Consider the following 13928-nt stretch of genomic DNA (forward strand, 5'->3'; position numbering starts at 1 on the left):
CCTGGGGGGTGATCAAGACGATAAATATCCTTGCAGAACACGCACTGGTGATTCTTTTAAGTGCAGGCACTCTGTTCACCTTCGCATGGCTCTGTTTTTTGGACGATAGGCTACATATGAAGTGGTATGCGGCCCTGCCTATTTCCATCTGTCATACTCTCTATGGTGTGCTGACGGTAACGGTGTTTGCTTTCCTGGAAACGGGTTTTGACTCGAACAGCCTGGGCAATATGAGTCTCTTCGGTGGCGTGTTCTTCATGCCTCTGGCCTACTGGTTGGGTGCCAAGCTGAGCAAACGAAAGATGGCGGACGTATTTGACATCTTCACAATCTGCATGATTTTTACCCTTATGTGCGCCCGCATCAACTGTATCATAGCCGGATGTTGTGTTGGCTTGCCGATTCCTGGGCTCACTGGAGTGCGCTGGCCAACCAGAGAACTGGAGATCCTGTTTTACTTGATCCTGCTATTCCTGCTTGGCCGGATGGTGCTTGCGCGGAAGACCAGCGGGACCGCTTATCCAATCTACATGGCGGCCTATGGAGGATTCCGGTTTGTTGTTGAATTCTTCCGGCACTCCGACCATCAGTTCGGTATTTTTCACATTTCGCACCTCTGGGCCCTGCTATCCCTTTGCCTCGGCCTGAGTATTTACGCAGAACTCCGCAACAAGAAAAAATCAAGGAGATGAGAGAGAATGATCAAACGAATCTGGAAACGATTCACCTCTCTGCTGCTGTCGGCGGTAATGTTGCTGTCCTTCTTTGCAGCCTACCCAATGCCGGCCTATGCAGCGGTTAGCGGTACGCTGACCGGCCTGAGTAACGCAGACATTATAGCTACCTATACCGGTACTGACGATGGAGCAAATTCCAGCTGGGCGGTCACTGGAGGTAACTCTATCAGCGGCAGTGTAATCGGAACGGCCGGTATGTGTAGTGGCAGCCATTACAATACCACGCTGACGATCACGAACAACAAGCCTACAGCGGCAATTTTGTCTTTTGACTACGCCATCGCCCAAAATAGCGGTAGCATCCAGGTGGCTGGTACCACTGTCACAGCAAACGGCAGTTATTCGGCTACCATTGAAGCAGGTTCATCTATCAATATTTATATTGGATCTGGCAGTACCGATAATGCCACTACTATTGACATTACCAATCTGAATCTGATCGCCGACGTCCAAGCCACCACCACTTTCCGGCCTGCGGAGAATGGCAGCTATACAGTGGATGGTGAGGCGGTCACGGAAGAGACGGTAAAGACCCAGCAATCTACTACCGCCTACAACTTGAGTGCGACTGCGGACAGCGGCTTCAAGTTTGTGGGCTGGTACAGTGTAACAAATAACACCTATCTTTCCACCGACACCTCGGCTTCCCTGAATTTCGACAGCGATCAGACTATCACAGCGGTGTTTACCGAAGAGAGCAATCCGGTTTTTGATGTGGCTGGAGCTAAATTTACGGATTTGAACGATGCCAATGAGTATGCAAGTTCCAATGGCATTGAAAAAATCACTCTGATCTCGGACGGTGTTTTAGCCAGTGGTGATTACACTATTTCTAGTGGAGTTATTTTGCTGATCCCCTTTGACGACGCATACACCTGTTATACCACTGCCCCCGCGACAACCGGTAATATCAGGACGACCCCATCGGTTTACAAGCGGCTGACTATGGAAACAGGGGCATCCATCACAGTAGATGGCTCTATCAGTGTCAGCGCCAAACATTACGCCTACAGCCAGGGCGGTGCGGCAGGTGCCCCCGATGGTAAGTATGGCTATATTTACATGAATGATGGCAGTTCCATCACCATCAACGACGGCGGAGCCATGTATGTCTATGGCTATGTCTCTGGTAACGGAACCGTTACTGCTAAGTCTGGGGCTACCGTATACGAGAATATGCAGATCGCAGACTTCCGGGGCGGTTCTGCAACAATGGGGATGTATAATAACTCCCAAAAGATTTTCCCCTTGAACCAGTACTTCATCCAGAACATTGAGGCGAAACTGGTTCTGGAATCCGGGGCGGACGAATACATCTATACTTCAATTTATGCGTCCAGTATGTCCACCTCTACGGCAGTTCACTTCATCGGCAATACAGATGCCATGTTCTCGGTCAGCGAGGGCGGCAGTTTTACCAAGCAGTATCTTCCCGACCAAGACCGGATGGAGATCACCGTAGACGGGGATGCCCGGATTAACAGCTTGACACTGTCCCTCTCCGGCATGAGCGTCACCTCTGCCAACTATGTGCTGCCCATCAACAACTGTATGACGTTGAATGTGGTCTCTGGTACGACCCAGATCACCCAGGACGTAGCCCTGCTGGCTGGCTCAGTAGTTAATATTGCTGAGGGCGCAACGGTTCAAATCACCCAGGGCAGTTCTCTCTATGTCTATGATCAGGATGAGTGGACCCAGGCTAACTACGCCTCTAACGCCAAATTCAAGCGGGTACCCTATTCGCCCACCCGGACCTACACCCGGACCAACAACGACCTGGTGGATGTCCGAATTGATGTAAACGGGACCCTGCTCTCTGACGGCGCAGTCTATACCACCGCAGGCGGCGCGGATATTACCAGCAGCCAAGGCACGGGCAGGTTCATTTTGACCAACGGCGCTGGCACCAACACCGCCACCTACATGTACAAGGATTACACGACCGACTACGACACTATTCCCATTACCTCCGCCAAGCTTCACAACGGCAGCCAGTATGTAGGCACTGACGAAGAGTACACCACAACCAACGATGCTGCGGCTGGCAGTACCTATTACTGGGATACCTCCGATAGCATGTGGAAACTGCAAGGCGCTTCCGAGACGATCACAATTACCTTTGACGCGAATGGCGGTGAGGGCATGATGGATGCCCAGACCACCGAGAGCGGAACCGACACTGTGCTGACCGCCAACATATTCACCCATGAGGGTTATACCTTCTCCGGCTGGAATACCACTGCGGACGGCACCGGCACAGCTTATGCCGATGGCGCTACCGTCAACCTGAGCGAGAGCACTACGCTCTATGCCCAGTGGACCCCCAACGTCGCCTCCTACACCGTCACATGGGTGGACGAGGATGGCACTATCCTTGAGACGGATGAAAACGTGGCCGCTGGCACTATGCCCGAGTACAACGGCGAGACGCCCACCAAGGCTGCGGATGAAAGCAATTCTTATACTTTCAGCGGCTGGACACCAGAGATTTCTGCTGTCACTGGTGACATCACCTATACAGCGACCTTTACCGCAACTCCCATTGTCCGCTACACTGTGACCTTTGACGCCAACGGCGGTGAGGGAACAATGGAACCGCAGACCTTCATTCAGGGTGTAGACACCCCTCTGACCCCCAACACCTTTACGCGTGAAGGCTACCAGTTCATTGGATGGAATACCGCCGCAGACGGCAGCGGTGTGGACTATGCGGATGGTGTTTCCCTGATTGCCCTTACTGGGAACATCACTCTTTATGCTCAGTGGCAGTATGGAGAGGGCTGGTTCACTGATGAGATTGGCACCGGTTATATCCGCGACGGAGAGAGGATTGCTGGTCAGTGGGAAACCATTGATGGTAGCACATACTATTTTAAGGAAGATGGCTACATTGCCAAGGGCGTTTACGAGACAGTTTCCCAGGACGGCAGCGAAACCGCTCTGTTCGTCTTTGATGATTCTACCGGCGTATTCTTGAGCGACAAGAACGGCCTCCATGATTCCGGGGCGGATACCTATTGGGTAGAGAACGGTACGGCAATTAAGGATGCCGGACTGGTTCGGGTTGTCCTGGACAGCGGCGAGGTTAACTACTACTACTTCGCTGCAGACGGCAAAGCCTATAAAGGCACCGAGGAGCAGGATCACTATCTCGTTGAAAAGAACAACGATCTGAGACTGCCCGCCGGAAACAACTATGTGTTCGGCGCGGACGGAGTGATCAAGCACTTTGATGACACTTCGATCAACGGCATCTATTTTGATGAAGCATCCTCCAATTACTACTTCTGCGTGGATGGTGTGATCATCGCCAATGGCCTGATGTTGGTAGATGGATACTATTACTACGCCAGGACTTCCTCCGGCGCATTCGTGACCAGTCAGACGTACTGGATCACGAAGACCAATGGCCTGTTGGATGAGGGGATCTATACCTTTAACGAGCAAGGTCAAATCGTCTTCCCGGAGGAGACTGAGAAGAAGAACGGCATTGTGGAGGAGAACGGCAGCCTCTACTACTATGTAGACGGTGCGATTTGCGGAGCAGGCCTGATCCAGATCGATGGGGATTACTACTATGTGAAAACCTCCACCGGTGAAGTGGTTCACGGCAGAGACTATTGGGTCACCGTAACCAATGGTTTGCTTCCCAGCGGTGTCTACACCTTCGATGAATCCGGTAAGATGGTTAATGTTCCTTCTACAGATCCTTCTGAGCCGGAACCCGAAGTGAAGAACGGCATCGTGGAGGAAAACGGCAGCCTCTACTACTATGTAGACGGCGTTCGTACCGCCGCTGGCCTGATTCAGATTGACGGGGACTACTACTATGTGAAGACTTCCAACTGTGAAGTGGTCCACGGCAGGACTTACTGGGTCACTGTGACCAACGGTCTGCTGCCCTCCGGCCAGTACGTCTTTGCGGACGATGGCAAAATGATTCTGGAGTAACTCAACATCGGCAGTATACCTTCTGCGCGGGCATTTGCCCGCGCAGAAGGACTGCCACCTATATTATATGGCAATTGGTGATATGTATGGCTGATGAGAGAAAAATTGAAATCCTATGTGCAACGATGCATCAGTCAGACCTTTCTAAGTATCAGGAGATGCATATCAGTAATTGCGATGTAATATTTGCAAACCAAGCGGACTCCTACGTATATTCCGAGCAAGAAATAGGAGACGACCGCGTGAGAATGCTTACAACAGCGACTAGAGGCGTTGGGAAAAACAGAAATTTCGCGCTCGCATTGGCATCAAAGGATCTGTTACTGTTTTCAGATGATGATCTGCAATATGAACCTGGAGTAGCAGAGATTGTCAAGAGTGCCTTTCGGGAGCTTCCCGACGCCGAGTTGATCGTATTTGGCACACGGTATACGAAAAATGGAGCCGTGTACAAAACCCGCCTGCCAAAAACGGGTAGATTGCCATTCTTGAATGCCTTGAAATATGGTACATATGCAATCGCTGTTCGCAGGACATCTGTCTTGAAATATAATCTTCGCTTCTCTGAACTTTTTGGAGGCGGCTGCTTGTATTCTTACGGTGAGGATACGGATTTTATCGTACAGTGCTACAAAAAGCATATGAAGATTTATTCCTATGGGGCAATTATCGCAACAACCAGCAAGGACATATCTACCTGCTATACCGGATACGGGGAGAAATACTATTTTGACAAAGGAGCACTTGCCAGACATTCTTTGGGATTGATGGCCTTTCCTTATATGCTGCGTATGGCTGGAAAAAAGCTGGACTCAGAACTGAGTTTTTTTGAGAAACTTTATTTCCTGTTGCAAGGTTATCAACACTTTCCTGCTCTGATTTCTTATGAAAGCTGGACAAAAGAACATGAAAAGAATCGTGATCGTCAATAACAATATGAAAGTTGGCGGGGTCCAAAAGAGTTTATATAACCTTTTGTGGTCGATCGCCGGTCAATATGACATCACCTTATATCTGTTTAGCAAGACAGGAGCGTACATAGACGAATTGCCAGAATCGGTCAAGATTGTTTCGTGTCCATCACTGTTTCGCTATTTGGGAGTAAGCCAAGGAGAGTGCCATAACAGGCTTCATGACAGGCTAATACGAGGAAGCCTTGCTGCCCTATGTAAAATATTTGGACGCCCCTTCGTGATCCGGCTCATATCTCTCAGCCAGAAAACTCTGTCTGAAGAATATGATGTAGCAATCTCTTATTTGCATAATGGGAACATTAAATCATTTTATGGCGGTGTCAATGAGTTTGTATTGACTAAAATCAAAGCGAAACGAAAAATCGCCTATCTCCATTGTGACTATTGCAATTGTGGAGCTAATAACAGGAAAAACAACAAGATTTACCTCAATTTTGATTTGATTGCAGCGTGTTCGGATGGGTGCAGAAAATCTTTCCTTGCAGCCATTCCAGAGCTGAAAGACAAGTGTATGACCGCCCCTAATTTCCATAGGTATCATTTGATTCGGGCTTTGGCGCAAGAGTCTCCCATAACCTATGAGCCGGGCCGGTTCAATCTCCTTGTTGTTGGGCGTCTAGCACATGAGAAAGCGGTTGACCGGGCAATTCGTGCCGTTGCACATGGAATCAATCATGGGATTGCAATTTCTCTGTATGTGGTAGGCGACGGAAACAGGATGGACTCTATCAAACAACTGGCATCTGAATTGAGCATCCAGGATCATGTTCATTTCTGTGGAGAACAGCCTAATCCCTACAGATATATGAAGAATGCAGATCTACTTCTTGTCACCTCATATCATGAGGCTGCACCAATGGTCATAGATGAGGCCCGTGCCATAGGGCTTCCCGTTTTGACAGTTGAAACTACATCCAGCAAGGAAATGGTGACCGATAGCAATGCTGGCTGGGTATGCGAAAATACGCAACAGGCATTGAACGAGTCTTTGGTTCAAATATTGACAGATATATCTGTTCTTGAGCAAGTTAAGACCCGTTTAGCGGCCGCCAAACCGGAAAACTTGGTTGCAATGGAGCGATTCCAATTGATGATCGGGGAGCACAATGAAGATTAGACGACGTGATTTGGACCCTCAAACTCAAATTGCTCATATGGAATATCCTGTGGGGTCTATGGCGATTTGCCTGCTCTTAATATATCTGTCCCCTTTTGTTTCTCTGGCGCTGAATTATTTGGCGTTTGCTGTATGTATTTATAGATTTGTTCGGTACGATGAGTCCGTTTTTGCAATCGACTACTGTGTTTTGGCTGGCGTTTCTTATATTTTCCTGACCACGGGGCGCGTTTCGCTTCTGGCTTGGCTTAGTATCATTTTTGCAGTATGGCACATCATTAAAAATGGAGCACAGGGAAACACATCGTTTGTTCTGCTGCTCATTTTGTTTGATTATATGCTCCTCCGAACAGGCACTGCAATCAATGATTTTGTGTTATGCTTCAGCCAATTGCTTCTGCTATTTGTGTTGCTATCTACGCAGAAAAAATCCGGGATTGTCCCAAGCGCCTTAGCCTTTTGCGGGAATGTGATTCTTTCATCCATCTACGCACTGGTTTTTCGTGAATCTGCTGCAATCAGAACTTTGCTTGGAAACGAGGTCCATGCATACTGGGGAAGTTCTCTGACCCGCTTCCAAGGCCTGTTCCGTGATCCGAATTACTATATGACTTTGCTACTTGTCTCGATTGCTTTGCTGGCGGTTTTGTTTATGAATCAGCACATCACGCGCAAGGTGTTCATCGTGGCTACAGGCATTTTGGTGCTTCTTGGCGCACTGACATACAGTAAAACCTTCATTGTTGTACTGATGGCCTTTACGGCGTTCTTTATCATCAGGCTTTTTCGCGGGGGCCACTACCTTGTTGGTCTTGGCAGTGTTTTAGTGATTGCATTAGTAGGTATTGTACTCTCCGACACGGTATTTGCCGTGACCATTTATCGTATCACGAGTACAAACAACCTGTATGATTTGACAACAGGCCGCAGCGAACTTCTAGTTGAGTATTTTGCTGAAATCACAAAATCTGTCAGCTCATTTTTCTTCGGGGCAGGTTTGTCGGCAAGTATTTTGGAACGAGGTACTCACAACTTGTTCCTGGAAATTATCTACTACTTTGGGTTGGTTGGGTTCCTTTTGATTTCTGCATATACCTTATCGCTCCTGCACTTGGTTACAGAAAATCTTGATCGAAATAGAGCAAACCCCAACGGAATGTTCCGTTATGCGGTTTTGGTGGTCTTTCTGTTGTTGTTTTGTACCCTTCAAGGGATGACCTTTTCAATTACTTACGTCATGCTATATTTGGCAATCTTGGCAACTGAAATCATGCCCAGCGGCAAGTTGCCAAATAGGTAGGCAAAAATCGGAGATGGATGAAAATGTGGAGTCTTTTTTAAAAAAAGTGCTGCGGAAGCTACACGGAGGAGCCTACTCTGTGGAAGAACTCAGGGCGCATGGTGTCCATGTAGGAGAAGACTGCTATATCGGAACTAAGCATATCGACTTGGCTCACGGCTTTCTCATTCATATCGGCAATCATGTCACCATATCCAATGCAAGAATGTTGACCCATGATGCCAGCACAAAACGTTATTTGGGCTACAGCAAGGTCGGACAGGTGACGATCGGAGACTATTCTTTTATTGGTGCAGGGGCGATTATCCTTCCTGGTGTCCAGATAGGCAAGCATGCTATCGTCGAGGCTGGAAGCGTTGTGACAAAAGACATACCCGACAATTGTGTTGTAGCAGGAAATCCGGCACGTTTTGTATGTTCCACCGAAGACTACATTGCCAAATGCAAAGGACAAATGATGGAGAAAAACACCTGGGACACTTATTATACGGATAAAAGTGATGCAGAGAAAGAAGAGATGAACCGCATATTGCAGGAAGTAAGGTTTGGTTTTGATGAATAAAAAGGATTGTCCGTTCTTCTCTGTTATTATCCCGGTATATCAATGCGAACGCACAATAAACGCCTGTGTGGAATCAGTTCTTACTCAGGGGGAGGAAAGTCTTGAAATCGTTTTGGTAGACGATGGTGCCACGGATCAGAGCAGTGCGATTTGTGATTCGTACCATGATAGGTTTCCTGCATTGGTCACGGTCCTTCACAAGCGAAATGAGGGGCCGCTGGCTGCACGGCTTGACGGCATACAGGCATCCACCGGGCAGTATGTAATGTTTCTGGATTCAGACGACAGATACTTACCTGGCATATTTCGCCGATTACGAACAGTGATTCAGACGACCCAGGCAGATATGGTGCTATTCAACCATACTCGAGTGCTGTCTGATGGAACCAAGAATAACAATAGGCCCGCATATGGCAATAGGCAAATGTTTGAAGGCACCGCGCTATCAAGATTGTTGGAGGATGCGGTGACGGGCTCCAGTCTCAACGCTCTGTGGCAAAAGTGTGCGCGCCGTGAACTTCTTCAGGGTGCGGAGACATTTCGCCAATATGGGCGGTTAATCATTGGCGAAGACAAGCTGCTTTCCTTACAAATAATAGGCAATTCGAACAAGGCAGTGTATATCGCAGATGCTTTATATGAGTATCATATCTCGCGAGACAGTCTGTCTCATAGCCTCGGGCTAAGGCACTATCAGGATATGGCAACTGTGCTGTCTGAAATAAGAGCGCTGTCATGTAAACTGGGTGTCAACAACTATAACTATTTATACAGCAAGAACAAAGTCGAGTTTGGAATCAGTTGTCTGTACTCAACAGCTCGCAGAGTTCTAATGAAATCGGATACAGTTCGTGACTTTGAATCTCTGGCAAAACAGATCAAAGGGGATCATGCGTTTTGGAGTGCATATGACTTGTGCTGCTCCCAGATTGCGATTCATAAACGGATTGCTTGTCTGCTACTACGGCATGGATGGACAAATGTTTTGTTCCTTTTCTTCAAATGCTCCATTCAGACAAAATGAAACTGCTGATTCGGTAGAATTTATATTCGCGTGGAGGAAGCGAAATGCGTATAGAACGGGTCAAAAACGCATCGCGCAACATGGTATATGGGACCGCTCTGCAAATTGTAAAACTAGTCATCCCGTTCGTTATGAGAACGGTGATACTTTACTTATTAGGCGTAGAATATCTCGGTCTCAACAGTTTGTTTACATCTGTCTTATCTGTGCTCAACCTTGCTGAACTTGGTGTAGGATCAGCGATGGTCTACTCCATGTACAAGCCGATTGTCGAGGATGATATTGAAAAGATCTGTGCGCTGATGCGCCTCTATAAAATCTACTACCGTATCATCGGTATCGTTGTTTGCGCACTCGGCCTGCTCCTGCTTCCTTTTATCCCCAACCTAATCAGTGGAGATGTCCCTGCCGACATTAATATATATGTCTTATATCTGCTTGATCTGTCTATAACGGTGCTCAGCTATTGGCTTTTTGCCTATAAAAGCAGCATATTGCAGGCATATCAACGGACCGATGTAATCAGCAAAGCAACTTTGATTTCGGAAACTTTGAAATATGGCCTCCAGTTTATCGTGCTTGCCATTTTTCACAGTTACTACCTGTATGTCTTGGTCAATTTATTGGCGCAGATATTCAACAACATACTCTCGGCGGTTTTTGCACAGCGCATGTATCCAGAATGCAAGGCAATTGGGGTATTACCCAGAGAGGAACAAAAATCTATCAATCATAGAATCCGCGATTTGTTTACCGCCAAGATCGGCACAGTTGTTGTATATTCGGCCGACACGATTGTAATCTCCGCCTTTCTCGGACTAACGGCGCTGGCGGTATATCAGAATTATTATTATCTTTTTACTGCTGTAACGTCGCTGATTACCATTATCTTCACATCTGTTCGAGCAGGACTCGGTAATAGCCTGATTATAGACAGCCGAGAAAAGGTATTCTCGGATTTTCAGACATTTATGCTCATCATCACATGGCTGGCGGGTTTTTGCAGTGCCTGCTTCCTCTGCCTCTATCAGCCGTTTATGGAACTGTGGGTCGGGCCGGATCTATTGCTCGATTTTGGGGTTGTCATATTGATGGTCATCTACTTTTTTGTAAATTGCCTGAACAACTTCCTGAATTCCTATAAAGATGCATCTGGTATGTGGCACGAAGACCGATTTCGTCCTTTGGTGAGCGCAGGTATCAATCTTGGTCTGAATATATTTCTGGTGCAATATATCGGACTATACGGCATCGTGCTCAGCACAATTTTGTCGATGCTGTTTGTTGGGCCGTGGCTTATCAGCAATCTTTTTCGCTTGATTTTCGGGCTGAAAAATGTCTCTGCTTTCCTGAAACGTCTGGGCTACTATGTGCTTGTGTCAGCTCTTGCCGTTATGAGCAGTTATCTTGCCTGCGGCTTGATTCACTTGCCGCTGATCGGTACCGTTGTTGTCCGGCTCGTGGTGTGCTGCCTATGTGCAAACCTTATTTTCTTTCTCTTCTGCCATCGGCTGCCGGAATTTGCACAATGTCTTCGCTTGGCAGACCATATGCTCGGTGGGCGGCTTCAAAAAATATGCGATGTGTTGTCTCATGAAAAGAATCAATAGCTGCAACCCCAATCTGTCGATTGGCTCTGAGCGTATTTCAAAACTGATGGGGGGCAAACCCGAATGAAAAGAATTGGCATCATATCACTATATCACCAAAATAAAAACTATGGGGGCTTGCTCCAGGCATATGCTCTGGTATCCGTACTTCGGGAGATGGGCGCTGACGCAAAACAGATTTCCTTTGAACGCACCTCTTGCAAAAACCCACTGGTTCTGCCAAGAAAAGCAAGATTAAAAAACAATCCTGTTGTCTTTGTGGTCAACTCCGCGACAAATACCGTTAAGAAAGCCCACCTCAGATACTGGACAAGCATGAAAGATCAGGCCATACAAAAAGAACTTGCCCAGCGAGATAAGTCTTTCGTCCAATTTGAGGACGAAATTCCACACACAGAGGTTGTATCACACTCGACCATTGTAGCCTTGAACAAGGAATTTGACCTTTTCATTTGTGGAAGCGATCAAATATGGAATCCAGACCAACTGAGGGATGAATATCTTTTGCGATTTGTCGCCCAAGGCAAAGGGAAAATGTCCTATGCGGCAAGTATTGGAAGGGATTCTCTGTCTGAACGAGAGCTGCAATATATATCTGATGCGCTATCTACTTTTGATGCTATCTCAGTGCGAGAGAGTTTGGCGCAGGAGCTTTTGTCGCAGCGGATAAAGCTGCCGGTAGAGTGGACGTTAGATCCCACATTGCTTCTGCCGCAAGCTGAATGGGACAAAGTAATCCAAAAATACGAGATAGGCGGGAAATACATCCTTGCTTATTTTCTGGGCAACAGTAAAGAGCAGCGGACAGCAGTAAAGGTGTTTGCCCGAGCAAAGGGCCTGAAGATAGTGAGTTTTCCCCACATTGCTGGACACTATCGTGCGGTTGATGCTGGTTTTGCAGATTTGGAATTATACGATGTCTCTCCAGGACAGTTTATATATTTGATTCAACAAGCGGAATATGTGATTACAGACTCCTTCCATGCTGCTGTCTTCTCCATTATCTATGATAAGAAGTTTGTTGTTTTGGAGCGCACTGTAGGCTCAGCCAAACAAAAAATGAATTCACGGATACTTTCTTTGCTGCATATGTTTGGGCTGGATGACCGGCTTGTAGATCCGCTGCACCTGTCATATGTAGAATCACCTTTCTGCAAAGAAATGGAGGAATTTGAACACAGAAAATCACTCTCAATGAACTTCTTAAGAACTGCTGTAGAACAACCATACACTTTCGGCGAGAACCAGTCACACGCCAAGTCGATAGCGGAGATTAGAATGGACAATGTACTTTGCACATATGCGGCGTGCGCCAAAGACGATGAGTTGAGACTCAGCAGCTCATCGGGGGCGATTTTTTCGTTGCTTGCAGAATCTATTTTGTGTCGAAACGGCTCTGTATATGGGGTAGCGATGACGCATGACTGTAAATCTGCTGAGTTCATCCGCATTATTAGTCGTGAGGATCTTGCTAAGCTCCGAGGGTCAAAGTATCTACAGGCCAGGGTAGGAAAAGTATATCAACAGGTTAGAGCTGATCTTGAATCCGGTATGCAAGTGCTCTTTTCCGGCACAGTTTGTCAGGTGAATGGTCTGAAGCTTTTTCTTGGGAAAGACTTTGAAAACCTGTATTGCGTAGATGTAATTTGTCACGGCACCCCTTCACCCAAGCTGTGGAAAGAGTACGTTCAGTTTTTCGAAGAACAGTCAAACGCAAATATGGTTTCAGTGAACTTCCGGTGTAAGGATGATAGCTGGTATGATTTTGGAATCAAAAGAGTGGACAGCAATCATGTCTCTACTTATCTGTCTAAAGATAAAGATCCCTTTCTGTTGATGTTTCTGAGAAACTATTGTTTACGCCCCTCTTGCTACAAATGCGTTGCCAAAAACCATAAACGATCAGATTTAACTCTGGCAGATTTTTGGGGAATCAATCGCGTGATTCCAGGAATGGACGACGGGAAAGGAGTGTCCCTTGTCATCGTCCGGACGGAAAAGGGAAAGGCTTTTTTTGACTGCATTGCAGAACGCACTACCTATGTGACAGTGAACTATGAAGATGGTGTGCGAAAGAATCGCGCTGACTACAGTTCAACAGCTCGTCCACATGAGAGAGATCATTTCTTCGAAGATATGTCCGCCATGAGTTTCAGTGGCCTTGCTCGAAAGTATAGCGTGCCGACACCTATTCCAATCAAACAGAAGATCAAGAAGGCAATTGTGAAATGGATTCGGAAGTCACTGCCTTCTAAATTGTCTCAAAAGAAGTAGATGTGTGGCAAGAGATCCCCAATCGAAATCACGCACGAACGAAGACGCAACCTCCAAGAATAGGAAAGAATTCAAATGAAAAAGATTCCTACTTTATATCTGAATAAGGAAGAATGCTGTGGATGCGCTGCATGTTACGCAGCTTGCCCGCAGGAGGCGATTGGTATGATCGAGGATAATGAGGGATTCCTGTATCCAAAAATCAACAGTGAAAAGTGTGTCCGGTGCTATATGTGCCTAAAGGTTTGCCCATTTAATGCATACGGCGGTGGCCAGCGGCCACGGTTGCGGAGCTCAGCGGCCGCTGTGCGGCCTAACGGCCACCCCAATATAGACAGCTAATTGAAGTAGTTCGGAAATTCTCCATAATGATGGT

At 47.1% G+C, this 13928-nt stretch carries 10 protein-coding genes; all 10 read left to right on the forward strand.

Features of this window, described 5'->3' with window-relative positions:
• The first annotated feature begins 116 nt into the window (after nt 1–116).
• The 10 genes from ACEVJL_RS03415 to ACEVJL_RS03460 all read left to right on the forward strand — a co-directional run bounded on the left by ACEVJL_RS03415 (nt 117) and on the right by ACEVJL_RS03460 (nt 13894).
• A complete protein-coding gene (locus ACEVJL_RS03415; RefSeq protein ID WP_374736864.1) occupies nt 117–692 on the forward strand; it encodes a prolipoprotein diacylglyceryl transferase family protein in 576 nt (191 codons plus the stop codon).
• Nucleotides 693–698: 6 nt separating this feature from the next.
• On the forward strand, nt 699–4691 hold the full coding sequence (locus ACEVJL_RS03420; protein ID WP_374736865.1) for an InlB B-repeat-containing protein: 3993 nt from the start codon (nt 699–701) through the stop codon (nt 4689–4691).
• Nucleotides 4692–4777: 86 nt separating this feature from the next.
• Nucleotides 4778–5623: a glycosyltransferase gene (locus tag ACEVJL_RS03425; RefSeq protein ID WP_374736866.1), complete on the forward strand. Its 846-nt coding sequence runs from the start codon at nt 4778–4780 to the stop codon at nt 5621–5623.
• The gene (locus ACEVJL_RS03430) at nt 5598–6782 is read left to right on the forward strand and encodes a glycosyltransferase (RefSeq protein ID WP_374736868.1); all 1185 of its coding nucleotides are present in this window, start codon (nt 5598–5600) and stop codon (nt 6780–6782) included. The genes ACEVJL_RS03425 and ACEVJL_RS03430 overlap by 26 nt, the downstream gene beginning before the upstream one ends.
• Nucleotides 6772–8082, forward strand: a complete 1311-nt coding sequence (locus ACEVJL_RS03435; RefSeq protein WP_374736869.1) for an O-antigen ligase family protein — start codon at nt 6772–6774, stop codon at nt 8080–8082. Before ACEVJL_RS03430 ends, ACEVJL_RS03435 begins: the two co-directional genes overlap by 11 nt.
• Nucleotides 8083–8095: 13 nt before the next feature.
• A complete protein-coding gene (locus ACEVJL_RS03440) occupies nt 8096–8644 on the forward strand; it encodes an acyltransferase (RefSeq protein ID WP_374736870.1) in 549 nt (182 codons plus the stop codon).
• Nucleotides 8637–9668: a glycosyltransferase family 2 protein gene (locus ACEVJL_RS03445; protein ID WP_374736879.1), complete on the forward strand. Its 1032-nt coding sequence runs from the start codon at nt 8637–8639 to the stop codon at nt 9666–9668. The genes ACEVJL_RS03440 and ACEVJL_RS03445 overlap by 8 nt, the downstream gene beginning before the upstream one ends.
• A 44-nt stretch (nt 9669–9712) precedes the next feature.
• Entirely contained in the window at nt 9713–11278 is a 1566-nt protein-coding gene (locus ACEVJL_RS03450) for a lipopolysaccharide biosynthesis protein (protein WP_374736871.1), read from the forward strand.
• 63 nt (nt 11279–11341) lie between these two features.
• Nucleotides 11342–13552, forward strand: a complete 2211-nt coding sequence (locus ACEVJL_RS03455; protein ID WP_374736872.1) for a polysaccharide pyruvyl transferase family protein — start codon at nt 11342–11344, stop codon at nt 13550–13552.
• A gap of 75 nt (nt 13553–13627) precedes the next feature.
• Nucleotides 13628–13894: a 4Fe-4S binding protein gene (locus ACEVJL_RS03460; protein WP_374736873.1), complete on the forward strand. Its 267-nt coding sequence runs from the start codon at nt 13628–13630 to the stop codon at nt 13892–13894.
• The last annotated feature ends 34 nt before the right edge of the window (nt 13895–13928 follow it).

Origin of the sequence: Flintibacter porci (assembly GCF_041925195.1) — a bacterium.
Classification (GTDB): Bacteria; Bacillota; Clostridia; order Oscillospirales; family Oscillospiraceae; genus Lawsonibacter; species Lawsonibacter porci.